At 38.9% G+C, this 26,180-nt stretch carries 16 protein-coding genes; 8 read left to right on the forward strand and 8 right to left on the reverse strand.

What is annotated here, in order from left to right; translation table 11 throughout:
* Positions 1-1,797: 1,797 nt before the first annotated feature.
* A complete protein-coding gene (locus ACOXY8_RS13615; RefSeq protein WP_458332155.1) occupies positions 1,798-8,328 on the reverse strand; it encodes a T9SS type A sorting domain-containing protein in 6,531 nt (2,176 codons plus the stop codon).
* A gap of 519 nt (positions 8,329-8,847) precedes the next feature.
* Between ACOXY8_RS13615 and ACOXY8_RS13620 the strand changes: the two genes are divergently transcribed.
* A complete protein-coding gene (locus tag ACOXY8_RS13620) occupies positions 8,848-9,420 on the forward strand; it encodes a hypothetical protein (RefSeq protein WP_458332156.1) in 573 nt (190 codons plus the stop codon).
* 292 nt (positions 9,421-9,712) lie between these two features.
* Here the strand turns inward: ACOXY8_RS13620 and ACOXY8_RS13625 are convergent, their stop codons facing one another.
* On the reverse strand, positions 9,713-10,885 hold the full coding sequence (locus tag ACOXY8_RS13625) for a PQQ-dependent sugar dehydrogenase (RefSeq protein ID WP_458332157.1): 1,173 nt from the start codon (positions 10,883-10,885) through the stop codon (positions 9,713-9,715).
* A 107-nt stretch (positions 10,886-10,992) separates the two neighbouring features.
* On the opposite strand from ACOXY8_RS13625, the gene ACOXY8_RS13630 reads away from it, so the two are divergent.
* Both ACOXY8_RS13630 and ACOXY8_RS13635 read left to right on the forward strand, forming a co-directional pair.
* Positions 10,993-12,912 (forward strand): ATP-binding cassette domain-containing protein, encoded by a 1,920-nt coding sequence (locus ACOXY8_RS13630; protein ID WP_458332158.1) that lies wholly within the window; start codon positions 10,993-10,995, stop codon positions 12,910-12,912.
* 36 nt (positions 12,913-12,948) lie between these two features.
* Positions 12,949-14,229: a type IX secretion system plug protein gene (locus tag ACOXY8_RS13635; protein ID WP_458332159.1), complete on the forward strand. Its 1,281-nt coding sequence runs from the start codon at positions 12,949-12,951 to the stop codon at positions 14,227-14,229.
* On the opposite strand, the gene cas6 is transcribed toward ACOXY8_RS13635, so the two are convergent.
* From cas6 to ACOXY8_RS13655, 4 genes are all read right to left on the reverse strand, one after another.
* Positions 14,226-15,032, reverse strand: coding sequence for a CRISPR-associated endoribonuclease Cas6 (gene cas6 / locus ACOXY8_RS13640; RefSeq protein WP_458332160.1), 807 nt, complete (start codon positions 15,030-15,032; stop codon positions 14,226-14,228). The two genes, ACOXY8_RS13635 and cas6, sit on opposite strands and share 4 nt — an antisense overlap.
* A gap of 100 nt (positions 15,033-15,132) precedes the next feature.
* Positions 15,133-16,227 carry a redox-regulated ATPase YchF gene (gene ychF, locus ACOXY8_RS13645; RefSeq protein WP_458332161.1) on the reverse strand — a complete coding sequence of 365 codons (1,095 nt, stop codon included), beginning with the start codon at positions 16,225-16,227 and terminating at the stop codon, positions 15,133-15,135.
* Positions 16,228-16,236: 9 nt separating this feature from the next.
* Complete coding sequence (locus ACOXY8_RS13650) at positions 16,237-17,328, reverse strand: AI-2E family transporter (protein ID WP_458332162.1); 1,092 nt, start codon at positions 17,326-17,328, stop codon at positions 16,237-16,239.
* Between the two features lie 79 nt (positions 17,329-17,407).
* Entirely contained in the window at positions 17,408-17,764 is a 357-nt protein-coding gene (locus ACOXY8_RS13655) for a DUF3276 family protein (RefSeq protein WP_458332163.1), read from the reverse strand.
* A 191-nt stretch (positions 17,765-17,955) separates the two neighbouring features.
* On the opposite strand from ACOXY8_RS13655, the gene ACOXY8_RS13660 reads away from it, so the two are divergent.
* The gene (locus ACOXY8_RS13660; RefSeq protein WP_458332164.1) at positions 17,956-18,876 is read left to right on the forward strand and encodes a DUF58 domain-containing protein; all 921 of its coding nucleotides are present in this window, start codon (positions 17,956-17,958) and stop codon (positions 18,874-18,876) included.
* A 45-nt stretch (positions 18,877-18,921) separates the two neighbouring features.
* Here ACOXY8_RS13660 and ACOXY8_RS13665 read toward each other — a convergent pair whose 3' ends face one another.
* A complete protein-coding gene (locus ACOXY8_RS13665) occupies positions 18,922-19,266 on the reverse strand; it encodes a 4Fe-4S dicluster domain-containing protein (RefSeq protein WP_458332165.1) in 345 nt (114 codons plus the stop codon).
* Positions 19,267-19,370: 104 nt separating this feature from the next.
* Here ACOXY8_RS13665 and ACOXY8_RS13670 point away from each other — a divergent pair, with 104 nt between their 5' ends.
* The 4 genes from ACOXY8_RS13670 (at position 19,371) to ACOXY8_RS13685 (ending at position 25,558) form a co-directional block, all read left to right on the forward strand.
* Positions 19,371-20,381 (forward strand): acyl-CoA reductase, encoded by a 1,011-nt coding sequence (locus ACOXY8_RS13670; protein ID WP_458332166.1) that lies wholly within the window; start codon positions 19,371-19,373, stop codon positions 20,379-20,381.
* A gap of 4 nt (positions 20,382-20,385) precedes the next feature.
* Positions 20,386-21,711 carry a short-chain fatty acid transporter gene (locus ACOXY8_RS13675; protein WP_458332167.1) on the forward strand — a complete coding sequence of 442 codons (1,326 nt, stop codon included), beginning with the start codon at positions 20,386-20,388 and terminating at the stop codon, positions 21,709-21,711.
* Between the two features lie 108 nt (positions 21,712-21,819).
* Complete coding sequence (locus tag ACOXY8_RS13680; RefSeq protein ID WP_458332168.1) at positions 21,820-24,087, forward strand: aconitate hydratase; 2,268 nt, start codon at positions 21,820-21,822, stop codon at positions 24,085-24,087.
* Between the two features lie 154 nt (positions 24,088-24,241).
* Positions 24,242-25,558, forward strand: coding sequence for a S41 family peptidase (locus ACOXY8_RS13685; RefSeq protein ID WP_458332169.1), 1,317 nt, complete (start codon positions 24,242-24,244; stop codon positions 25,556-25,558).
* Here ACOXY8_RS13685 and ACOXY8_RS13690 read toward each other — a convergent pair.
* Positions 25,555-26,169 (reverse strand): tetratricopeptide repeat protein, encoded by a 615-nt coding sequence (locus ACOXY8_RS13690; RefSeq protein WP_458332170.1) that lies wholly within the window; start codon positions 26,167-26,169, stop codon positions 25,555-25,557. The two genes, ACOXY8_RS13685 and ACOXY8_RS13690, sit on opposite strands and share 4 nt — an antisense overlap.
* Positions 26,170-26,180 lie beyond the last annotated feature (11 nt).

The following is a 26,180-nucleotide window of genomic DNA, read 5'->3' on the forward strand; positions in this document are numbered from 1 at the left end:
TAGAATAAGCTTAGCATAAAAAAACAGCCTCAGATATCGAGGCTGCCTTTGTGTATTAATTAAGGGTTGGCTGGATAAACTTACCATTCCTTCTTCAATGTACGCTTAATACTGTAATGCCATCATTTATATGGATAAAGTATAGACCATTTTTCAAGTTGATCATATTGAAGTTCGCTCCTGGCTTGTCCACTTCTGAGTCTTTCAAAAAATAGGGATTGATTTACAGCAAGACATTTCATTTTTTAGTTAGTTTGACCGCACTAATAGGGTCAAACGCTGCGCATTAGAGTTGTAAAAACAAAGAGGACTTCTCAGGCTGTCCAGATTTAGCGCTATCAAGACTGTCAACGTATAATTCTTAAGCATATCGGCTCTGGCTCAACTGATGAAGAAATTTCCTCCTTACAAGAGATGACCAGGATGTTTATTGCTAATTATACCAAGCAAATGAATCTGTTCAAGGAGTTTCAACCCAATCAAGAGGCGGTCACAATGCGAGTACATTGGGCTGTACTATAGCTTTTCTTACGATGTATCGAGAGCCAGCCAAGCCCTTCAACATACACTTGGCTATGTAATGGAAGTAAGATGCCGAATGATTAGGTCGTGATGGGAATCTTGGAACCTCCCTCCAAACTTCGGTCTATTTGGTTCTATTGAAAAAAATCCGTGAAATCGGTTAATCCCTGCTTGCAGTATTTTCGCTCGTTATCGAAAGTCGGATTACAAATCCCTTTTATCAGGAGTTCGACATTTCAAATGTCGAACAGTTGGGGGTCTATTTAAAAAAATTGGGCGTATTTTGGGCATTGAACTTTGGGCGAAATTTTGCGATTTTGGGTCGTTTTTCGCTCAATGATCATCGTATTTTTTTGGCCTGGCAGCACCCTCCATTTTGGGTGCTTTGCTTCGGCTTTGAACTAATTTGGTGAATCCTTTAGGGATAAAAAAATGAATGTGCGTTTTATTCGCAATATGCGTTTATTGCACATTTTTCGTGATATTCGTTTTCTTCGTTTTATGTATCTTTTTGCGCAATATTCGCTTTATGCGTTTTATGCGAGGTTCCGAACAATTAAAGCACAATGGGAAAACAAGGAAAGCACAAGGAAACCCTAAGGTAAACACCCACTAAAATGGGCTGAAATCGAGTGAAAAAAAATTCATATTTTAAATTTACTAATTCAAAATAATAGTATTTGAATATTTCAGAAAAAGTGACTTTCTGCAAAGAGGTTGGTTGATTTGGGCATAATTTGGTCAGAAACTGGGCAAAATGTGCATGGATAATGAGCTGATTTGGCTTAGGAAATTGAAGGAAATTCAGGACTGTTTTGGGTGGTTATTTTGGTGATTTTTGGGTGGATGTTTTTAGCTAACGGAATGGAATAAACGTTTATGGGGGTTATGGGTTATGGGTTATGGGTTATGGGTGACAGGTTGTGAATGTGAATGCCTAAATAACGTTGACCGTTTGGTTCAACAATCATTTATAATTTCCATCGGGCAATTATGAGCCTGAGGTCGATTGGAGCCTTCTTAACCGAGTCCAAAAAGGCAACAGGTGCTAGGCTATGGAATAAAATAACCAAAAAGGAAATGAAAATCAGATCAGCCGTAGCAAAAAACCTAAACCAAATGATAACAAAAATTCTTAGACCGCACTAAAACGGACAAGTCAGGAAAATAATTTACAAACCAATTGTAGGATTAGAATAAGCTTAGCATAAAAAAACAGCCTCGGATATCGAGGCTGCCTTTGTGTATTAATTAAGGGTTGGTTGGATAATCTTACTATTCTTTCTTCAACGTACGCTTGAATACGGTACTTCCATCATTTATATGAATAAAGTATAGACCATTTTTCAAGTTGATCATATTGAAGTTCGCTTCCCAATTATCTCCTTGGCGTTGCAACTGACCTGAAATTACCGGACGACCGATAAAGTCTAGCACTTGATAATTGACTGTTGTTCCTTCTATATAATCATTTGAAAGGCTCACCTGCACCTGATCACTTGTAGGATTTGGGAAGGCCGCTATTAATTGATTACGTGCAGCTCTTGCATTGATTTTCAAGTCATTTTCCTGAGGTTCCTTACCTGCTGGATAAGCTAGAACAAATGTATCTGATAGCATCGTACAACCATCTTCGCTTGTAAAGAGCAATTGGTAACTACCACTGCGTTTCGCTAGGATATTTGCAGCTTTTTGCCCTTCAATAGGTTCTCCATTGAACAACCATTGATAACCCACGCCAAATGGTGCTTCGCTAGACTGAATCTCCACCGGAAGACCTAAACTTAATTGTTCCTCGGCATTCTCACTCATACTAAGCACTGGGAGTGTTAAGCTAGCTCCACTTATAGCAACACTTGGTGTTTGGATGCTACACTTTCCATTGCGGATGCTTACATAATACGAACCTGCTTCACTTGTGCTAAAGCTCTGTGCATTTGCGCCGGGAATAGCAGTACCATTAAGGAACCACTGATAGCTGCTTCCTGAAGCATTTGTACTTAAAATCGTACTTTCACCTTCACATAATAAGATGTTGCTAACAGCAATTTCCGGCATAACTAATTCAATTTCAGTAATATTGATACTTTCTGTTTGGTAATTATCACAAGCAGCTCCCCCATCATTGCTTAGGATAGCAAAATAAGATCCTGCTTCTGTAACCGTGTAACTATTTTCAGTTGCACCTTCAATGGCTGTTCCATCGACATACCACTGAATACTTGAGCCTTCATTGATTGGTAAGTTTAAGATGCTATTGCTATTGGGACAAAGCTCTAGTTCTCCAATTACTTGAATTCTCGGCTGTATACTTAGCTGGCTTGTACTAGACCAATTACCTTTATAGGCTTTTACATCATTGTAGCCTTGCACTCTCCAGTAATAGGTTTTATTAGCGGCTAGTTCTCTTGTAGTTAATTGTAAGCTTTGTAAAGCTCTTGCTCTTCTCACTACATTGTTAAAGCTTGCATCAGTAGCAATTTCTACTCTATAATGACTAGCTCCTTCGATAGCTTCCCAAGTCAATAATTGCGTTCCCTCTGTTGCACAGAAAATTACACCCTCTTCTGAAGCAGTTGCTTGATTAAGTCCTGTTCTGAATTGTGCCATGCTTGACCAAGCACCTTCGCCTCGGTCATTGATGCCACGGGCTCTCCAATAATAGCGGGTATTGGTCATCAAATCTCCTACTTCCTGCTCACCTGTAGCATTTATAAAGATTTCCGTTTCTGCTTCGGTAAAGTCCTGGCTAGTGCTTAGCTGTATCTCATAGCTCGTCGCAAAGGCAGCCTCATTGACTACTAAGCTCAAGACAGTTGGCGTATTAAGCATGTAGTCTCTTGGGCTGCTTAAAGTTGCTTTTGCAGGTAAGGATGCTAAAGTATTAAAAGTGATGGTTTCACTCCAGTCGCTAAAGGTTAAGCAACCTTCTTCGCTTTGAATATGGACGGTTCTGATTTGCACTTCGTAGGCCGTATTTGCTTTAAGGGTATTAAATTCCTCCTTGCTTTGACTTTTATTAGCCGTGGCTCTTGAGCTCCAACTGCTAGCACCTACTTCTCTAAGGCGAATTTCATAGTGACCAAGACCAGTCGTAAAACCAATCGCTTCCCAGTTGATTTCTGCAGAAGTATCATCATTAATGACAACGCGAATCCCACCTGGCGCAATAGTCTGAGTAGCGAGGTAGTCTGCTTGCAATTGAGCAAGTAATGTAATATTGTCATCTCCTTCGCCTAAGGCATTGTAGCTAAGGTTTACATCTGTAGCGCTTAGGTTTGTTAAGCTAAAGCTATTAAAGCGGTTTTGACTTAGGTTCAAGCTTACTAAGTTCTCTAGGCTAGATAAACTCAGTGGCACAGCACCTTCTAGGCAGTTCCCCGCTAGATTTAAACTTATTAAGTTCGGGAATGCAGCAAAGATATCCGGTAGCGTACCGGTGAGATTGTTGTTGCTCAAATCGATACCTGTTACACTCCAATTGACACCATCTACTTTGCTTAAGGTCACACCATTCCAAAGGAACTCTGTACCTGCTTTACTGAAATTCACAGGATCTTTCCAATTGTCATTATTCGTCCATTCATCACCTCCCATTGCTTCGTAGAGGGAAATCAATCCTGCACGTTCTGTGGCTGAGACGGTCGTAGCAAAGAAGAGTTCGATAACTTCGCTCAACTCACTGGTTACTGAGCTCGGGTTGAATGGAGGATTAGCATCTGTCTGACTTTGAACATACACCAAGTATTTCTTACCGTATTCAAGATTAGGAATTAATCCTTCACTGCTGTCTTTACCTTCTACAGTAACTGTTGTAAACCCTCCCGCATCTTCTGCACGATATTTTATGAAGTAGCGGCCAGTACCCCCTTGATAAGGGATAGGTGTCCAGCTGATAATCGCACTAGGGTTCAGAAGGTTTGCTTTTACATTTAGTGGCGCAGCAGTTTGGGTTTCTTCCCAACCTGGTTGTAAAGCATCTAGGAAGGCTTTTACTTCTGGATCATTAGTATAAAGACCATTATAACTAATATCTAAATTCTCAAGGTATTTTAAGTTGAGAATCTCCCTAGGAATAAGGCCAACGATATTATTGCCACTTAAATCTAAAGTTTTTAAGAAACTAAAATTCAAAAGGCTTATTGGAAATTCACCTGTCAAGTTATTTCTTGGCAATTTTATTTCCGTCACAGTCACTGGATTTACTTTTTCTACCGTTAAGCCAAAACGGAAAGATACTGACTCACCGGATGTTGGATTACCATCACCATCTACCCAACCTGAATTATTAAACCATCCTTCACCGTTCAATTCATTGTAGAACTCGTCTATGAAAGTTTGCTCTGTTTCAGTAAGTCTCGGTTTTAGCTGAAAACGTACATGCACCGGCAGGTGATCCGATGTGGTATTTCCATAATCTGTAATTTGCCTAAAAGGAGTAATTATTGTTTCCGAGCCATCAATCCAATCTACCTCAAAAGTGTTAGAGGCCATGATATGATCAATTACATTGGAGAATCCAATAGTAGATCGAGCACCATTAGCACCTAGCGAACGGGTGGTTTCTAGGAAGTCCTCAAAAAATATAGAATAAGGTGATTCACTTTGAGAAGTAAGAATACTTCCTTCAAGCTCATCGTTAAAGTCCCCAAGGAAAATAATGTCTTGATCAACAAAGTATTGATCAATGGAATCCTTCAGGACGGTAGCATCAAAAAGACGACGATTATAATCGCTAAGATCTGATCCACCGGACTTTGCATGGACGTTGATAAAGTTTACTCTTCGTTCGATTCCACCAATATTTACATCTGCTACCAAAAGAAAAGGTAAACGGCCACTAGAATAGAAGCTAGAAGCTGTACCTGTTGGATAACCATCTAATGGTGTGGATTGCCCGGCACGTGCTTGTTCAAACATTTCTTCAAACATTACCCTATTAGATAATGCTGTAATAGTGGATGTTTTGTAGATAAAACCTATCTGCTGAGGAGCGAATGAAGGATCAAAACCTTGCCAAGAGTAGGAATATCGATCAGACATAATTAAAGAATAGCCACTCAGTTGATTCACCACCTGCTGCAAGAGATTTGCATCAGAAACCTCTTGAATAGCATATATATCAGCATCTATTGAGTCCAATAGAATTTTTACATTCGCAGCTTGTAAGGTCACATCTGTTGGCCCAAACGATTCTGTATAAGTATTGGTGGAAGCTCCAAAAAACTCCAAGTTGTAGGTGACAACATCTAGTGTTTGACTCCTCGAAATTTCAGCACCGGCTACTACAGGTAATTCAGCTCCTTGTATATCTTGTTCAAATCTAGGCAAGAGTTGTGGAGTACCTCTAAATTGCCCTACTACACCGGTTATTTCTGTTGTACTTTGAGGCTTCGCTAATCCCGGGATATTTGTAGTTCCGGTGATTCTTACTTCGCGAGTAATCCCTCCCGCCAATACATTCTCATTGCTATTAGGTGAAAAAACAAAGTTTTTATTTTCAAACTCTGCTTGAACAGTTACTAATTGACCTTCATAATTGCCCAATTCAGCCAAAGGAATTATTTGAGGGACAATAAATTCAGGAGATGTTGTTACATCCACTCCAATGAAGTTACTTCCCGAAATTTGCTTCAAATCATTAAAGAAGCTGATTGGTCCATAAACTCTCACTTTGTCACCAATCTCGATTTGAGAAGTAAAGTTGGAGTTAAAAAAAGGGATACCACCTGTAGCATCTTGAATATAAGAAGGGCCACTGCCAAACTCTTTCCCAACAGTTACTACACCTTCTACAGCTACGAACTCTCCTTCTAATTTTGTGCGAGCATCAGCGATAGTAATGATATTGTTGAAAGGGTCAATGGCTATAGCCGACACATCTACTGTTGCCAAAACCACTGAAGAAGAAGCAAACTCAATAGTGCCATTAAAATTACCTTCACTTGCAGAGCTGAATTTTACATAAACTCTGCCGCCAGAAGAAGGCAGCGTAACTGAAGGATTAAAGTTTACTCCATCTGTCGAAACTTGAAAGGATGCTTGAGTAGAGCTAATCGTAATATCATTAGAAAGATTATCAACCACCAAGTCGAATTCCGTAACATCAGAATCAGTCGTAATAAATACTTGACCAAAATCAATGTTCTGAGTTAATGGTATGATAAAAGGATCTGCTGCATTAAATCCACTCGGTGTGATTTCAAAGTCATCTATTGCTAAGCCATCATCCGAACCGGAGATATTGGTATCGACCCAACGAAACCAAACAGTTTCTCCAGGAAATACAGCCAAACCACTTAATACACTGTTGTATTGACTTCTAAAGGAAGAGGAATTGCCATTTTGTGCTCCTGAACCTGCTAAATTTATATCACTTGCGCGAGCAGTAAGTGGATCGTATTCAACCCAAGTAGCTGCATCATCACCCAAGGAAGAAGCATCTGTACTGTAATAAAAAGTAAGGAAATCACCTTCGGAATTTGATCCTCTACGCCAAAGCTCCGCAAAATAGCTAATATCGAAACCGTTATAGACCTGATTAATGCTCGTGTTTTCGAAACCGCCACCCAGATATATTGGAGCTACACTGCCAGAAGCCAAAGAACCCAGTGCTCTATCAGTATCATTAGAAGCGCCAAAACTATAGGTATCTCCGGAAGTTGAACTACCCGTTCCTTCTCGATAAGTGTCATTCGCACCACTACCCTGCTCCACAAAAAACCAGCCTTCTGGACGATCTGAGCTAAAACTTGTATTGGCTAATACATCAAAATTTTGCGTGTACGCAGCACCAACAGCTGACAAACTCACCAAAGCATTTTCATCAAAACCTACACCTGTTAGTGTAATATCAACTGATTGAGCTCCTGTTGAAGAAAGTCTGAGCGTTTCAGTATATACACCGGAGGCGGGAGGTGAAAAACGAACATATAAAGAACCCCCTGCCGATGACAACACAACTGATTCATCATATACCGTTTCATTGTTCGATACAGAAAAGGCTGAGACATTTCCACCCAAGATATCTGCATTTATGCCTACAGTCAAGTTAGAACCAGTTACCAAAATCGTTTCATCAGCCGCAGTAGTTGGCGCTACATTGCCATAGTTAATAGCTGTTGGACTTGCCGATATAATGGGCGCCGGGCCAGTTACATTAACTGTTCCTGTGAAATTTACTAATCCGCTTGTGTTATGATTAACTACCCGCAAAGTACCGCCAGATGACACAGTTCCTCCATTGGCGGAAGTGCTACTTCTTGAAACTACTCTAAATTCGATTGAGCCTGTTATGCCTTGAAATTGCGAAAAGCCAGACAAGTCAATTTGTTGATTATTGAAACTAGTTCCGGATTGATCCCACTCTGCAATATTTGTAGTAAACCCATCCAAACTAGACCTAAGCGCCAATTCTCCCGGCCCGGTATTACTTGATCTAGTAGCTATGAATAATTCGTTAAGATCAACCTCTCTTCCGGCTTCCACCGTAAAGCCAAAAGAAAAGTATCTATCATCTCCGGAATCCCAGCCTGATGAACTAATTGAATTACCAGCAGATGTTGAGTTCAAACTTGCTCCTCTTGTAAAATCAGCAGCAGTAATGCCTACATCGGAACTAGTACCTGCAGTAGAAGTCTGGTTCCCTGCAGCACCTGCAAAATCCCAAGACACCAACGTGACAGGTGCTAAATTAGCTATCGCTACCTCCTCTATATCTTCCGGATTAGAAGAAAATCCAGACAAAAAAATGGCTGTACACCAAATCAACAGCACGTAAATCGTTCGACGGTAAAAGTGTTTCATTTGCGTATTTTTGAGTTTAAAAATCCAACACAAAATTACTTTCGAAACTCCATGAAAAGATTACCATAAATAGCCTAGTCCATTATCAAATGGTTAATTCTGCTTTGGAAGAAATAATTTAGCCCGCACATAAAATTGAATAGGCAATAAGAGCTGGCGAAGAACTATGGAGGAAGGGTCTGCTCGGTTTCAAAGAAATGCTTGATAGAGTCTGAACTGTCCTGCCTACTGCGGGCAGGGATTCTATACAATAGAATGAAAACTATGATATCTGTCTCCTTTATTAATCCAAAGCTCCTCCAAAACTTATAAAAAGGCGAAAATTGTGTTTTGTTTAATGACCCTGTATCTGGCTAAAAATTAATTAATATATTGTAGTAGTAAATCCACATCCTGTGTAATTTCTACTACAATTAAGAACCGTATCCTTTGGTTAAACAGAATGGCAAATGAAGGAGATTGATGGGATTGAGATTGAGTGATAATAAATTTGAATACTTTAAAAAGTAACGCCAAAAAATGTCAGAAAAAAAGAATGATTGGACAAAATCACCTTGGACAATTGGGATTGTAACATCAGCCATAGTCCCATTTTTGTTAACTGTTGGCTATGATAAACTTAAAGAAAAACCAATATTAACAACCTTTTTTAATATGATAGATTGGGTTTTGAATCAATTATCATTGATCATTAACTTTGAATTAAGACTTTGGTGGGTAATTATTTTTCTGCTAATAATTGTAGTAGGTAATTTCTTTTTTAGAAAAGGTACAAAAGAAGGATTGTCTTATTCTGAAATACCTCGACCAGAATTTATTAATTATAAGTCTGATATACTTAGAAACTGGAAATGGTCTTGGGGGTGGAAACTTAACGAGCTAGAAAATAAATGGCATCTCTCCAATTTAACTGCGCATTGCCCAAATTGCGATACACCATTAATTGATCAGTCAACTACTTATATAAATCACTTTGAATGTCCAAGATGTGATTTTAATGAGGCTAATAATGACTTTGAAGTCCCGTTTAAAATTGAAAGGCTTATTTTTGATAATATTTGTAGAAAACAACAGAAAAAGGAAGGATTTTAAAATTTAATTAACTGACCAATTCAAAAGCGTTGCTTTAAGTGAAAATAAAACCCTGCCCTCAAAAACTCTCTTCAATCTCGACAACCTCCAGTCCTCTTTTCACAGCGTATTCCACAACAGCCAAATCCATTTCAATGAAGAAATACACATAAATATGTGTTGAACATTTACAAAGCGGATGTCTTGTCAAATTCAATTATAGCCCATCAGAAAATCACCTCTAATCATAGTTCTGACAACAAAAAAAGCGCCCAATAAAGCGCTTTTTCTTATTCATCAAAGTAGAGTAAAATCAACCCTTATAGCTAATTCTATAAATACAATTTGCGAAGTCATCAGAAACTAAGATGGAACCATCCGGCTGTACAAGCACATCTACTGGGCGGCCCCAAGCTTCTTGTGTTTCGTCATTGAGCCAGCCTTCAGCAAAGCTTTCGTAGCTTGTACCTTTTTCGCTATCGTGTTTTACAAGTGCTACTCTATAGCCAATCTTCTTTGTTCGGTTCCAGGAACCATGCTCGGCTACAAATATTTGGTTGTTATACTCAGCAGGAAACATTCCTCCCGCATAAAATTTCATTCCAAGAGGAGCGGCGTGGGCATTCATTTCTTGTGCCGGCAATGTGTAATCGATATTGGTTACTTTATTTCCAAATTCCGGATCTGCCAAATCACTTCCATGCAAATACGGATATCCAAAATGCAGACCTTGCGCCGGAGCTCTATTTAGTTCGCAAGGAGGTATATCATCCCCCATCATATCTCTATTATTATCTGTAAACCACAGTTCATTATTCTCTGGATTCCAATCGAAACCAACGGTATTTCTTATGCCTTTTGCGAAAATTTCCATATCGCTACCATCAGGATTCATGCGTGTAATGCTGGCGTAGATTTCCTTTTCAGGTTCGCAAATATTACAAGGAGCACCTACGGGCACATAAAGCTTATCGTCTGGGCCAAAGGCAATATATTTCCAGCCGTGGTGGCGATCGTCTGGCAATTCATCATAAATCAACACAGGCTCTAAAGGAGCTTCCAAATTGGATTCAATAGAAGGGAATCTCCATATTTTATTGACTTCGGCGACATATAAATCACCATTTCTGAAAGCCACGCCATTTGGCATAAATAGCCCTTCTGCAATCACATATTTCTGATCTGCCTTATTGTCACCATCAGAATCGACCAATGCATACACCTTATCTCCTTGGCGGTTGCCAACGAAAATGGTTCCATTATCGCCTCTAGCCAGAGACCTTGCATTGTCCACATCCTCTGCCCAAAGCTCGATTTCGAAGCCGGGTGGCAGCTTAATGGTATGCAGCGGGAGGCCATCTGTTTCTACTGCTAAATCTAAAGTAGTTTCCTCCTCAGTAGTTTGGGCTTGTTTTTGCTCACACGCGCCAAGTAATCCGAGAAACACAACACTACCACTTAAAAGCAACTTTTTATAATTAGTCATAAGTTCAAGAATTTGAATTTTGAATATTTTACCAGAAAGTTAAGAAACCTATTCTTATTAAATGATTTCAGATGTGTTTTTCCCTGTATTAAGCTTAATTTTGCAGCATGCTTTCGATAAATGATCTATCTTATTACATCGGTGGAAGACCCATCTATGAAAATGCCAACCTCCATATCAAACCCAAAGACAAAATTGGGCTTATTGGGCTTAATGGAACTGGCAAATCTACCTTACTCAAAATCATTGTAGGTGACCTTAAACCTGATGGCGGCGAAATCCAAAAAAGTAATGATTGCACCATTGGCTTTCTAAATCAAGACTTACTTTCCTATCAATCAGAAAATTCGATTTTGGAAGTTGCTATGGAGGCTTTTGAAGAAGCACTTCATGTAAAAAACCAAATTGACAAGGTATTGAAGGAAATGGAGCTTGATTATCAAGATGCACAAATAGAAAAACTGGCCAAGCTACAGGAGAGATTCGAAGCATTGGATGGCTATACAATGGAAGCCAAAGCAGGTGAAATATTAGAAGGAATCGGTTTTACTACTGAAGAGCTTTCTCGCCCATTGAAGACTTTCTCAGGCGGGTGGAGAATGAGAGTAATGCTAGCCAAACTCCTTTTGGAAAAGCCTTCTCTCCTGCTACTCGATGAGCCTACCAACCACTTGGATTTACCATCCATACAATGGGTAGAAAACTATCTGCGAAACTATGAAGGTTCCGTAGTGGTCGTTTCCCACGATAGAAGATTTTTGGATGCTACCATCAATAAAACGGTAGAGGTAACAAATTCACAGCTAGTTTATTATCCTGGTAATTACTCTTTTTACTTAGAAGAGAAAGATCAAAGAAATGAGATTCAGCGCAATGCGTATGAAAATCAGCAGCAAAAAATAAAGCAGACGGAAAAGTTTATCGAGCGATTCCGTGCAAAAGCAACGAAGGCTCGCCAAGTTCAAAGTAAGGCCAAGATGCTTGACAAAATGGATAAAGTGGACGATGTGGTAGAAACAACTGCGGCGGTAAACTTCAAATTCAAATTCAACCAGCAACCAGGCAGACATATTATGCAATTGGAAAATGTGTCCAAAGCATACGGAGATTTGAAAATCCTGCAAAATACACATGCGATTATCGAGCGTGGAGATAAAATCGCCTTGATTGGTGCGAATGGTAAAGGTAAATCTACCCTCCTACGCATTATCGCTGGCACCGAACAAGTAGAAGGCAAAAGACAAGAAGGCTATAATGTAATTAGAGCATTCTTTGCTCAGCACCAATTGGAATCGCTGGACTTGGAAAATGAAATCATCCAAGAATTGGTACAAGCGGGTACTGATAAATCGGAGATGGAATTGAGAGGCGTTTTGGGTTGTTTTCTGTTCAGTGGCGACGAAGCTTTCAAAAAGATTAAAGTGCTATCGGGTGGAGAAAAATCGAGAGTGGCGCTAGCCAAAACCTTGATCTCAGAAGCTAATTTCTTGCTTTTGGATGAACCTACCAACCACCTTGATATGCTCTCGGTAAATATCCTTGTTCAGGCTCTAGACCAATACTTGGGTAGTTATGTGATCGTTTCCCACGATAGACATTTCGTGTCGCAGGTGGCGAACAAGATTTGGTATATAGAGGACTTGGAAATCAAGGAATATCCCGGCACTTACGATGAGTTTGAGCTGTGGTATAGCGAAAGAGAAAAACGCCTTGCTAAAGAAAAAACGGCTGATAATAACATTGCAGCTGCGAAGAAGAAAGCAGAGCCTATAAAGCAAGAAAAAAAGGTGAACAACAATAATGGAGAGACAAAAGCTCTTCAGAATGAATTGAAAAGCTTGGAAGAAAACATTGCTCAAATGGAGAAGAAAAAGAAGCAATTGGAAGCTGAGCTAGCGAAACCGGAGATATTTGGAAACTTCGAAAAGCTTGCTGAAGTAAATAGCGAATTCGAAGCGTTGCAGCAGAAGCTTAGTCAAAGCAATAAAGAATGGGAAGCACTTTTTCTTAAATTAGAAGAAGCGTAAATGACCAATCGCTAAAATAAATCGTTGAACAAAGCCATGAGAAAGATTCTAATCTTAAATCTAACGCTGATTTTACTGATAAGTATCAATGGCTTTGCGCAGCGAAATCCCGGAAAACTATGGGAGGATAAGGTATTTGAACCGCAGTTTAGATCGGTAATGGCTTTCCCAGCTGGAGCTATGCCACAAGCATTTTTGCAGCCACCGGTTGTAGGAATGAATGAGGACAGACCTATGATTTTATCTTTCGATGAATTGGCAGATGAGTTTGATAATTATTTCGTCGAATTAATCCACTGTAATCACGACTGGAAAGAATCGAGCTTGTATGCAATGGATTATCTTGATGAGTACAATGAGTTTCCAATTCTAGAATATGATTTCAGCAGAAATACGCTCGTCAACTATGTGAATTACCAATTTCAAGTTCCTCAGGTGAAACTACCCGGAAATTATGCATTGGTAGTATATAGAAACAGAAATCAAGATGAGATTGTATTTAGCAAGCGAGTGATGTTTGTAGACAATCAAGTAAATGTCGGCGGGAAGATTTCGTTTTCGGCCGGCGTTGAGCAGCGCAATACCCATCAGCAGGTGGAATTTACCGTTGCATATCCAAACCTTGATTTGAACAATCCTTCTCAGGAGATCAAAGTCGTCGTTCGTCAAAATCAACGATGGGATAATGCGCTGGTTGATTTGAAGCCTTATAGAGTCCAAGAAACGCAAAGACTATTAGATTACCGAAATTTCGATTTAAAGAATAATTTTCCTGGTGGCAATGAGTTTCGATTTTTCGATCTAAGAACCGTAAACTTTGCTGGTCAAAACATCACCAATATAAGCAAAGATGCAAATTTCTACATTGCCACACTTGGTGCAGATGTACTAAGAAGCGGCAAAACCTATAGCGAAACCTTGGATATCAATGGAAATTTCATTCCTGAAAATAATGATTTACCAACCGGCCAAAGAGATCCAGATTATGTGCTTACAGAGTTTTTTCTTCAATCAGACAAGATTGATGGCAAAGTAAAATTGATGGGAGCACTTACCAACTGGGGTGGATATGAAGAAGCCGAAATGCAATATGACGCGAATGCTAACGGCTACCGCACTGAAGTCTTTGTAAAGCAAGGCTGGTACGATTATGCATACAGTGTGGAGAGCAAAACCCTCCCGCCATACTACTTCGAAGGCAGCAGGTTCGAAACTGAAAACTTGTATGAAATCATTGTCTATTATAGACCAATTGGTGCTCGTGGTGACCAAATAATTGGCTATCAGAAAATTGAAGCAAATCGCCGTAGAGATTAAGAAGTGAGAGGCTCAATCTTTCTATTAGAAACTATTTCATTCGCAGCTTGATTAGCAAAATCTACCATTCCGAAGCCTTTGTGAGTCAGAGCTCCTAGGCCATTATGATAGATAAATTTCTGCACTTCTTTGGCTGCATACAAAGTAAACGGGAAAGTATAACCTCTGATTTCGAAACGAACATCTTGATCGAAAACAGAGTAAATCCGAGCAAATTTCTTCTGCTTCTCATCTAGCTTTTGCAAGTACTCCTTATCAGACACAAGCTCAAACTTGGAGAAATTTTCCAGATCATCTATAGAGTATTGTCCATGATCTGTCATCCTTGCCAAAGTTGATTCAAATAGTAAATCTGAGAAAAGATCAGTTTCGGGATGAATAAACTGTTTATTTTGAGGATCCTCATAAATCGGATCCTTCAGAACAATTGGTGAAATACAGATTAGCTTTTGACAATCACTAAAAGTCGGCTCTTTTTCCACTTCCACCTCGCTAGGTTCTAAATGCAAAGCACCTAATTGTATGATATTGGTAGAGCTAAATTGCTTTAGAAGATAGTCAATAAATTCTTCATCACTTGAAGACAAAACCAATGTGACCTTTTGGCTCAAATAGTGAAGTCCGCTCCTACTTACTTTGGTTTGCCCTTTTAAGCCAGAGAAATGGTAAAATTTAAAATTAAAGAAATGGGTATTTCCACCCTTCAGCAATAGCCCTTTTATCAACTGCGAAAGAAGATATTGATGGTGAAATGGAAGTATTGCTCCCCTATTCTTTAGATTAAAAATTATTCGAATTCTCATTAAACTGAAAAAAATAAAAAAGTACCCTAAATCTAACAACCAAATAAGTGATTGCAAGTCAGTTTAAAAAGGAAAATCCAAAAAATATTCAGAATTTAAATTATACGTTAAACCTAAAGTGCATTACATCACCATCTTTTACGATATATTCTTTCCCTTCAATCTGTAATTTACCCACCTCTTTGCACGCTTGCTCCGAACCATGCTTGATGTAATTTTCATAACTTATAACTTCAGCTTTGATAAAGCCTTTTTCAAAATCTGTATGAATCACGCCTGCTGCTTGCGGTGCTTTCCAACCTTTACGGATAGTCCAAGCACGCACTTCTTGAACACCAGCAGTAAAATATGTGATTAAGCCTAAAATAGAATAAGAAGCATTGATAAGTTTGCTTAAGCCAGATTCGGTCACTCCATATTCTTCCATGAAGATTTCCTTCTCTTCCGCTTCCAATTCGGATAACTGAGATTCAAGACTAGCACAAATTACGATTACCTCAGCGCCTTCTTCATCAGCTTTTTCTTTTAGCACATTCACATGCTCGTTGCCTGTGTGGATTGCCGATTCGTCAACGTTGGCTACGTAGATAACTGGCTTTACAGTTAGCAAAAATGAATCTGCAATGGCCACCTTATCCTCCTCTGAGAACTCAAAACTGCGCGCATTATTGCCTGATTCTAAATGATTTTTGAGACGAGTAAGAAATTCCATTTCTTTTCGAGCCTTTACATCGCCCGTTTTTGCCACCCGCTCTATTTTGGCTATTTTTTTATCTACAGCTTCAATATCTTTCAATTGAAGTTCTGTATCGATTACTTCTTTATCGAAAAGCGGATCTACTCCACCACTTACGTGAACAACATTGGGATCGTCGAAACAACGGATTACGTGCACAATGGCATCCACTTCACGGATATTGGCCAAGAATTTATTTCCTAGACCTTCTCCTCTGCTAGCTCCTTTTACTAATCCGGCAATATCCACAAATTCGATTACCGTAGGCAATACTCTATTTGGCTTTACCAATTCGGCGAGTTTGTCCAGCCTTGTGTCCGGCACATATACTACCCCAACATTTGGGTCGATTGTACAAAAAGGAAAATTGGCAGCTTCTGCTTTGCCATTTGATAATGAATTGAATAGTGTGGATTTACCAACATTTGGCAAACCAACAATTCCGCACTGTAGTCCCATAGAAAATGATCAAATCTTAAAAATGTGGTATTGCTTATACCCTTGAATAAACTCTTTAACAGACACCCTAATTACAGTATAAACTGGAATTGCGGCGATCATTCCAGGAATGCCGCCGAGCGATGCGCCCGCAAAGATAATGACAAATATTTCCAAGGGATGCACTTTTACGCTTCTGGAGAAAATAAATGGTTGCAATACAATATTGTCGGTAACTTGAACTACTGAAAAGACGGAAACTATCTTGATGATAAGCCAGTAAAATTCAGGTGTACCAAAAGTAATTGGCATGGTAGAAACTCCAACTAAAATACCAAAAGAGGCGCCCAAAATTGGGCCGGCGTAAGGAATTAAATTGGCCAATGCGGCAAACAGCGCAATGACTAATGAATATTTAATACCAAAAATAGATAAGCCAATAGCAGCCATACTAAAGATGGCTACCATTTGAAATAAAAGCCCTAATAGGTAATTAGACAAGAGCTTTTCGATTTTTGAAACAGCCGCGATCGAAACCTCAAAATACTGATTGGGAATAAGATTTATTAATTGCTTACGAATAAGGCCTTTTTCATAAAGCAGAAAAAAGGTGATAAATGTGACTGCAATGATTCCTATTGATACATTTCCTGTGAATGAAAGCACACCATTGATAAGCGATTCTAATTTGATATTCGAGGAAAAATTTCTCCAACCTTCAGTGAGATTCTCAATGAAAAAGCCTGGTTCGGAATTTACAAAATCATAACTATATAAAAACTCTTCTAACCTTGTAATCGGCTCAGTAAGCCTTGCAATCAAATCTTGATAATCGAGACTGCTAAGGACGGTTACTTGCTCGGAAATAAGAGGAATGAATAATAAGATAAATAAGGTAATAATGATAATAAATGTAGCAAAGGATGCAAGCACCGCAATTGCTCTTGGGACTTTTGCTGAGAAAATCTGAATTTGATTAATTCGGTTGGTAAGTGGCCTAAGAAGTGCTGCTAAAACCAAAGCCAAAACAAAATAGATAAAGATATTGGAGAAAATAATGGCAAGAAGTATAAATACAGCTATCCCAACAATCAAATACAGCAGCGTAAGTCTAGTCTTCATTAATGCCTTTTTTGTCAAATTTAAAAAAATAAAGCTCCAAGTTTCCAAGGAGCTTTAAAATTATTAAATCAAATGAAACTTAATCCCATTTGAGCTCTGAGCTCAAATCATCAGTTTCACTATCAACTTTTTCTGTATCGTCTTCTTCGCTTTCATTGTATTGGCTGAAATCAACTTCCGGCATCAAATCAGTTTTTACATGATCTACACAATTGTTCAGCGCTTCTACAAACTTGTCGAAATCTTCTTTGTAAAGGAATATCTTATGTTTTTCGAAGTAAAATCCGTCATCCTTATTCTTCCGCTTGCTTTCTGTGATCGTTAAGTAGTAATCATTCCCACGTGTAGCTTTCACATCAAAAAAATAAGTTCTCTTTCCTGCCCTTACTCTCTGTGAAAATATTTCGGGCTTATCATTTTCGTTATGCTCTTCCACTTGTCCTTATATTTTTTAATCCTGTTTTTGACACTTAACTTAGGCCATTATTGGCCATTCAATTGTCAAATAAAAGAAGGATTTCCTTTTTAACAAAAATAAAAAACAAAAAGACCGATTAAGAGTTGCTTCCAAAATTGCAAAAGCTTGGTAAATAGCAACAAGTACAATTTGATATAAAATACAAAGTATTGGGAAATAAAATCACAATTCAGGACATAAAGGAAGTTGGCAATTTGGAAATGCTTGCCAGACAAATGGTGGAAGGATTCATCACTGGATTGCATAAATCGCCCTATCACGGCTTCTCAGTTGAGTTTTTGGAACATCGACTTTACAATCCCGGCGAAAGCACCAGAAATATTGACTGGAAAGTTTACGCCAAAAATGACCGCTTATTTGTGAAGCGATTCGAAGAAGAAACCAATCTCCGCTGTGTGATTTTGCTGGACAACTCTACTTCCATGTATTATCCGAAAGGTGAAAATCAGAAAATTCACTTTTCTATTTTAGCTTCCGCGGCTCTTGCATTTTTACTGCAAAGACAAAGAGATGCACTTGGCGTAAAAATATTTTCGGACAAGATTGATTGGCAAAGTCCGATAAAATCAACAAAGGTGCACCTCAATAAGATATTTATACAGCTAGATCATTTGCTGAAGGAATCTGTAGAGGAAAAAGCTCCACGACATACAAGGACAAGCGAAGTCCTTCACATGATGGCCGAATCGATTCACAAAAGATCTTTGGTCATAGTATTTTCTGATATGCTATTGAGCGAGGAAGATCCGAATGAGTTTTTCTCAGCATTGCAGCATTTAAAACATGCCAAGCATGAGGTAATCCTTTTTCACACTTTGCATTACCCTACTGAGAAGGAATTTGAATTTGATGAAAGACCACATGTCTTTGTAGATTCAGAGACAGGCGAAGAAGTGAAAATTAAGCCCGAAACCATCAAAGCAGAATACAAAGCTGGCATGCAGCAATACATGGAAGAAATAAAACTATGGTGCCATAAAGCCAAGATCGATTTAGTGGAAGTGGATGTCACACAATCGGTGGATTCTGTACTTTTGGCTTATCTAATAAAACGTAGTAAGATGAAATAAAAAAAGCCGAACGAATCGGCTTTTCAAAATTTGATTTTAAAATTCTTATACGTGAAGCCAATCCTTTTTAGCTGTTAGTTCTTCTTCCGTTTCTACATAGTCAGGATCTTCTACGCAGCAATCTACCGGGCATACAGCTGCACATTGTGGTTCTTCGTGAAAACCAGTACACTCCGTACACTTCCCTGAAACTATATAATAAAATTCGTCAGAAACTGGCTCTTGTGGTTCCTTGGCATTTACTACTGTGCCGTCTTCCAATTCTACTTCAGTCAAATCTGTACCTCCTGCCCATGTCCATTCAACGCCACCTTCATAGATGGCTGTGTTTGGGCATTCAGGCTCGCATGCACCGCAATTGATGCATTCGTCGGTTATCATTATTGCCATATTATCTATTTAATATTTTAAAACTCGTACCTTTCAATTCGTCAACAAAAATAGATGTCTTATGTTTGTAACCCAAGCCAATTAAATAATTATAATCTAAATCAATGGGCATAGAACAAAGGATAAAGGCATTACATTTTCTTGGCGAATATTTCAGAAATGTGAACGAAGCTGAGCTTTCAATGTTATGCGCAGATGCTCGCAATACCAATCCCTGGTTTGTAGAAGATTACACAAGACTGGCTTTCAATGGCTTGAAAGAATGGTTGCGGGAGGATAATCTTAGAAACTGGCTAAGTCCATACCTCCCAATCGACCCAAAGCCTCAAACAATCGGGTTGGTATTGGCCGGTAATATCCCATTTGTTGGTATCCACGATATTTTGAGCGTCCTTATTACTGGCCACAAAGCCAAATTAAAAATTTCCAGTCAGGATATAGTGCTTACTCGATTTTTCCTGAAAGGACTACGAGAAGTGGAGCCTCAACTTGCCGATCGACTAGAAGAGGTATTTATGCTCAAGGAAATCGATGCGGTAATTGCAACAGGCAGCAACAATACCTCCCGCTATTTCGAAACCTACTTTGGCAAGTACCCCAATATTATCCGCAGAAACCGAACCTCTATTGCAGTATTAGACGGCACTGAGAGCCAGGCAGATCTTGATAATTTACACGATGATTTATTCCTCTATTTCAGCTTAGGCTGCCGAAATGTGAGCAAAATCTATATTCCGGAAGGTTTTGATTTGATTAGATTAATAGAAGCTAGCAATCGCTTCGCAAAGCATTTTGAGCATCATAAATACCTAAATAATTACGATTACAACAAAGCGGTGTATCTAGTGAATAGAGTTCCACATTTGGACAGCGGATATTTTATGCTCAAAGAAGATAAGGCTTTGGTTTCACCTCTTTCGGTGATTTTTTATGAATACTATCAAGACTTGGACGCATTGAAAGAAATCATTGAGCAACAGAAAGATAATATTCAGTGCATAGTTGGCAACTCATCGATCATTCCTTCTGCCATTCCATTTGGGCAAGCACAATTTCCCAAATTGAATGATTATGCAGATAATGTCGATACAATCGAATTTCTGAAAAACCTGTAAGTTCATGAGTGCAAATGCTAAGCGATTTGAAATTCCTTCTCCATTTGCTTTAGCCATTGGGCTTACTTTTGTCACTTTTATTCTTACATGGATTTTTACTGATGCTGAAAGCAGCGAGTCTCCACGACTACTTGAGCTAGCCAATTATTGGAGCATGGGATTTTGGGAGCTTTTAGAGTTTTCCATGCAAATGTCCCTAATTCTGATACTTGGTTATACGCTGGCTATTACACCCATTGCAGATAAGTTAACCTCCCGCCTTATTTCAAAATGCAATGACACAGCATCATCAGTAATTACTGTGGCATTGGGAGCCTTGATTTGCGCTTGGCTCAACTGGGGACTTGGCCTTATCGTGGGAGCTGTATTGGCCAGAAAAGTAGCAGAAAAGGCCAAAAGAGAAGGTTTTCCGATCAATTATCCTCTAATTGGTGCGGCTGGATACAGCGGATTGATGATCTGGCATGGAGGATTTTCTGGCAGCTCTACCCTATCTATTGCCGAAGGAAATCATTTTCTGGTAGATAAAATTGGCGTGATTGATATCGGTCAAACTATTCTTTCGGATATGAATTTATGGCTAAGCTTATGCTTGATTATTTCAATTCCTGCTTTTCTGTATTGGCAAGCTAAATCGCGAAAAAGCAAAGAAAGTATCCCAACCTTAGCCCATTCTAATTTTGATGAAATACAGTTAACTGATGAAAGCAAATGGGATCGTAACAGATGGATAGGATCTATTTTTGGAGCGATTATCCTAATGGCTGCAATTAGTCAGTTAATCTACTCTCAATCTTCTGCCATTTCTCAATTCAACATCAACTTTGTCAACTTCCTTTTCTTTGGCTTTGGTATGCTACTTCATGGCAGTTTAGCCGGATTCGTAAAAGCCATTGAACGCGCTGTGGGTGCTTCTGCTGGCATTATCATCCAATTTCCGCTCTACGCTGGAATCATGGGTTTAATGAAATATTCAGGTTTAGCGGCTGACTTTGCTATGCAACTTTCAAGCATTTCCAATGAGTTTACTTTTCCTGTTTTGGCATTTCTATCTGCTGCCATTACCAATGTATTTGTGCCAAGCGGTGGTGGACAATGGGCCGTGCAAGGACCTGTATTAATGGAAGCCGCTCAACAATTAGGGGTACCTATTTGGAAAACTGTAATGGCATTTGCCTATGGCGATCAATTAACAAATATGCTGCAACCGTTCTGGGCATTACCACTTTTAGGTATCACTCAATTGAAAGCAAGAGAAATTCTCCCCTACACAATTAAACTCTTGTTATTAGGTCTGGTAATTTTTACAGTCTTTTTAATGTTATTCTAAATAAGCTTGGCTTATTAATTTGAGTTTTAACTCAAAGCTTTATTTTGTATTTTCGCACTTGGATTTAAATCCAATAATTAGGATAGAAAAATTTAATCCCCTATAAATATGACTTTTGATTTAGACATGATTAAGGCTGTCTACAAGCGAATTCCCGAAAGAGTGGAAGCAGCTCGCAAAGTAGTAGGCAAACCTCTTACACTTACAGAGAAAATATTATACAGTCACTTATATGATGTAAGTACAGATAAACCTTTCGAAAGAGGTAAAACTTACGTTGATTTTGCTCCGGACAGAGTTGCCATGCAGGATGCTACAGCTCAAATGGCTCTATTGCAATTTATGCAAGCGGGCAAAAAGCAGGCTGCCGTTCCTTCTACTGTGCATTGTGATCACTTGATCCAAGCCAAAGTAGGTGCAGTAGCCGATTTACAAAGAGCTGTAGATGGCAACAAAGAGGTGTTTGATTTCTTGTCTTCAGTTTCAAATAAATATGGTATCGGATTTTGGAAACCTGGTGCAGGTATCATTCACCAAGTTGTTCTTGAAAATTACGCATTCCCAGGCGGAATGATGATTGGTACTGATTCTCACACGCCAAATGCGGGAGGCTTAGGTATGGTTGCCATCGGAGTTGGTGGCGCTGATGCCGTGGATGTAATGGCAGGAATGGCCTGGGAACTTAAATTCCCTAAATTGATTGGTGTGCACCTTACAGGTAAGATGAGCGGGTGGACATCTGCAAAAGATGTAATTCTAAAAGTAGCTGGTATCCTCACTGTAAAAGGTGGTACTGGTGCAATTGTAGAATATTTCGGAGATGGTGCGGATAGTATCAGCTGTACAGGCAAAGGTACTATCTGTAATATGGGTGCTGAGATAGGAGCTACTACTTCAATTTTCGCTTATGGCGACAAAATGAAGGATTACCTTATGGCTACCGAAAGAGCTGATGTTGCTGAATTAGCCGAAGGTATTAGAGAACATTTGAGAGGTGACGAAGAAGTATATGCAAACCCTAGTGCTTATTATGATCAAGTAATTGAGATTAACCTTGATGAACTTGAACCACACGTAAACGGTCCTTTCACGCCGGATTTAGCATGGCCTATCTCAAAATTGGCTGCTGCCTTTAAAGAAAACGGCTGGCCGGAAAAACTTGAAGTTGGTTTGATCGGATCTTGTACAAACTCAAGTTATGAGGATTTGACAAGAGCAGCATCAATTGCAAAACAAGCAGTTGACAAAAACCTTACTGTAAATTCAGAATTCACTATTACTCCTGGTTCGGAAGTAGTAAGATTTACAGCTGAAAGAGATGGCTTATTGGAAACATTTGACAAAATGGGTGGTGTGGTATTAGCAAATGCCTGTGGACCATGTATCGGTCAGTGGGCAAGACATACCAATGACCCTGACAAGAAGAATACAATCCTCACTTCTTTCAATAGAAACTTTGCAAAAAGAAATGATGGCAATCCAAATACTCACGCTTTTGTAGCTTCACCTGAATTGGTTACTGCAATGGCTATTGCGGGTGACATGACTTTCAATCCATTGACTGATAGCATCAAAAACAAGGATGGTCAGATGGTGAAATTAGATGAGCCAAAAGGAATTGAATTACCACCAATGGGATTCGATGCCGAAGATCCGGGATACCAAGCTCCAGCGGCGGACGGTTCTACAGTTTCTGTAGTGGTAAATGAAGGTAGCGAAAGATTACAGTTGCTTCCTGAATTCAAACCATGGAATGGTAAGAATATCACTGATGCAGTTCTGTTGATTAAAGCAAAAGGCAAATGTACAACCGATCATATTTCTATGGCAGGCCCTTGGTTGCGCTACAGAGGTCACTTAGATAACATTTCAAACAACACGCTTACGGGTGCAACAAATGCATTCAATGGAGCAGTTGACTCCGTGAAAAATCAATTGGAAGGTGGTTACGGTAAAGTACCAGATGTAGCTAGAGTTTACAAAGCTGCTGGCATTCCAAGTGTAGTAATTGGAGATCATAACTATGGAGAAGGATCATCAAGAGAACATGCAGCTATGCAGCCTCGATTCTTAGGTGTAATTGCTGTTATAGTAAAGTCATTTGCACGTATTCATGAGACTAATCTTAAAAAGCAAGGTATGCTAGGACTTACCTTTGCTAATGAAGCTGATTACGATCTGATCCGCGAAAATGATAGAATTGACTTTATTGACTTAGAAGAATTTGCAGAAGGCAAGCCACTTACCATTCTAGCTAAGCACGATGATGGCACAAGTGATAAAATAAGCTTAAACCATACATATAATGCTTCTCAGATAGCTTGGTTCAAAGCTGGTTCAGCTTTGAATTTGATCAAGTTGATGGAAAAGGAATAAAATAAACTTTTAAATTTAAATATTATCTTTGAAATGAGACGGGTTGAGAAATCCGTCTCATTTTTTTTTACGAATATGATAAAAAGAAATAAATTCACGCTAGAGAACAAATAAAGATTCTTATCTGTTTTTTATCAGGAAAATAAAATAAGATATGCAAAGCAATAAAAATTGGAAGATAATATTTGGCAGCTTATTAGTGGTAAGCTACCTGATAGTAGGATGTAGGGAAAAGGAAGATGAAGAGCAATCTTATGAAGATGCAGTAGTCAATCAAATAAAAGATAAGATTGTAGAGACAATGGATGACTTTTATTTTTGGAGAGAAAATATCCCACCTGGAATTGACCCATTGGCATTTAGTGATTATAGCAGCTTAGTAGATGCGATGCTTTATAAGCCAATTGACAAATGGTCTTATATCACAAGCAAAGAAGAGTTTGATGCTCTAACAAGAGCTGGTCAATATGCAGGACATGGATTTGTGCAAAGTATCGATGTAGAAGGAAATTTGAGAATTGGTGCAGTTTTCAAAGACTCTCCCGCAGATCAAGCTGGTTTCAAAAGATCAACCAAGATTTTATCCATTAATGGCAAAAGTACCGAGGAAATCCTAGCGACAAACACTTTAACTGAGGTAATTGGTGCAAGGGAAGTTGGCGTTGTAAACAATTTCAGAATTGAAGATCCTGACGGGACAATTCGCGATGTGCAAGTGAATAAAGCAATTGTAACTCAAAACACAGTAATGCATCATCAAATCGAAACTGTTGGAAATAAGAAAATTGGCTACTTGGTATTTATGGCGTTTAGAGAATCTTCAATTGCGGAATTGGATATAGCATTTGCTGAATTCAAAGCAGCTGGAGTTACTGACTTGATCATTGACTTTAGATATAATGGTGGTGGCTTTGTAAATGTAGCCGAATACCTTGCCAATATGATAGCACCTACTTCTGCTGTAGGTCAAATTTTGTCTAAATATACCTTCAATAGTAGACAAAGCTCACAAGAAACAACTCTACGAATTGGAGCAAATTCATTAAATCTCAATTTACAAAGAATGGTAGCCATAACTTCTCCAAGTACAGCCTCGGCTAGTGAATTGGTGATAAATGGCCTAGAACCATTTATGGACGTGAAATTAGTTGGTGAGCAGACAGGTGGAAAACCAGTTGGCGCTTATGTAATCCAAATTTCAGATCAAATTTTGGTACCAATTACCTTTAAAGCCGTAAATGCAAATGGTATTGGTGATTACTACGATGGCTTACCAGTTGACAAAGAAGTGATTGATGGTCTAGATAAAGATTGGGGTGACCCAGAAGAAGCTCGATATAAAGAAGCCGTTCATTATATTGTGAATGGATCGTTTACAAGCTCTGCTTCCGCAAGACAATTGAGTAATTTCTACAGGACTAAAACACTCAATATGATGCAGGGGTTTCAAGCAGAAATTGGTGCATATTAAGCCAACTTCACTCCCATTCTTCTATTGATTTCTTGAAGACGCTCCGTAAGCTCCGGAAAACTTGGATATATTCTTTTCAAGTTTTCCAGAGCTTCTCGAGCTAAATAGTATTGGCGACTTTTGATATAGATATTTGCTTGCCCAGATAAAGCTCCGAAGTGTCTTTTTTCAAGTTCTAATGTTTTCTGAATATCCGAAAGAGCTTTTCCGTACTCTCCCATTGCATAAAACACCGTTGCCCGCTTATTCCAAACTTCTGGATAGTCGGGCATTACTTTTATTACCTCTTCAAAGGCTTTTAAAGCTATTCCAAACTCTTCACTTTCTAGTGCGTCAGAGCCTATTTTCATCACGGTGTTTACTTGCATAATACCACTTTGGTTCCAAAGGTAATTGATCCTATTGCGTACTCTACGAATCTCTCTGCCTCCTAAATCCTCTCCTGCCAAACGATTAAACAGACTGTCAACTTCAGAGTTGACACCCATCTTGAATTCCTGATATTCTTTGTATTGTTTTCCAGATAAATCTTTGAGAATAGGCGAACGGCTATCGTGACAAGAAGCCATTAGAATGAGAATGCTAAGTATGCCTATTAAATTTCTATACATTGAATAAATAA

The sequence above is a fragment of the Peijinzhouia sedimentorum genome, from assembly GCF_049340005.1.
Classification (GTDB): Bacteria; Bacteroidota; Bacteroidia; order Cytophagales; family Cyclobacteriaceae; genus CAXBDP01.

Excerpts from the sequence above, each read along its gene's own strand:
- ACOXY8_RS13635 (WP_458332159.1), top strand. The coding sequence starts at position 12,949 with ATGAGAAAGATTCTAATCTTAAATCTAACGCTGATTTTACTGATAAGT.
- ACOXY8_RS13615 (WP_458332155.1), bottom strand. The coding sequence starts at position 8,328 with ATGAAACACTTTTACCGTCGAACGATTTACGTGCTGTTGATTTGGTGT.
- ACOXY8_RS13625 (WP_458332157.1), bottom strand. The coding sequence starts at position 10,885 with ATGACTAATTATAAAAAGTTGCTTTTAAGTGGTAGTGTTGTGTTTCTC.
- ACOXY8_RS13680 (WP_458332168.1), top strand. The coding sequence starts at position 21,820 with ATGACTTTTGATTTAGACATGATTAAGGCTGTCTACAAGCGAATTCCC.
- cas6 (WP_458332160.1), bottom strand. The coding sequence starts at position 15,032 with ATGAGAATTCGAATAATTTTTAATCTAAAGAATAGGGGAGCAATACTT.
- ACOXY8_RS13670 (WP_458332166.1), top strand. The coding sequence starts at position 19,371 with ATGGGCATAGAACAAAGGATAAAGGCATTACATTTTCTTGGCGAATAT.
- ACOXY8_RS13650 (WP_458332162.1), bottom strand. The coding sequence starts at position 17,328 with ATGAAGACTAGACTTACGCTGCTGTATTTGATTGTTGGGATAGCTGTA.
- ACOXY8_RS13675 (WP_458332167.1), top strand. The coding sequence starts at position 20,386 with ATGAGTGCAAATGCTAAGCGATTTGAAATTCCTTCTCCATTTGCTTTA.
- ACOXY8_RS13630 (WP_458332158.1), top strand. The coding sequence starts at position 10,993 with ATGCTTTCGATAAATGATCTATCTTATTACATCGGTGGAAGACCCATC.
- ACOXY8_RS13620 (WP_458332156.1), top strand. The coding sequence starts at position 8,848 with ATGTCAGAAAAAAAGAATGATTGGACAAAATCACCTTGGACAATTGGG.
- ACOXY8_RS13665 (WP_458332165.1), bottom strand. The coding sequence starts at position 19,266 with ATGGCAATAATGATAACCGACGAATGCATCAATTGCGGTGCATGCGAG.
- ACOXY8_RS13685 (WP_458332169.1), top strand. The coding sequence starts at position 24,242 with ATGCAAAGCAATAAAAATTGGAAGATAATATTTGGCAGCTTATTAGTG.
- ychF (WP_458332161.1), bottom strand. The coding sequence starts at position 16,227 with ATGGGACTACAGTGCGGAATTGTTGGTTTGCCAAATGTTGGTAAATCC.
- ACOXY8_RS13690 (WP_458332170.1), bottom strand. The coding sequence starts at position 26,169 with ATGTATAGAAATTTAATAGGCATACTTAGCATTCTCATTCTAATGGCT.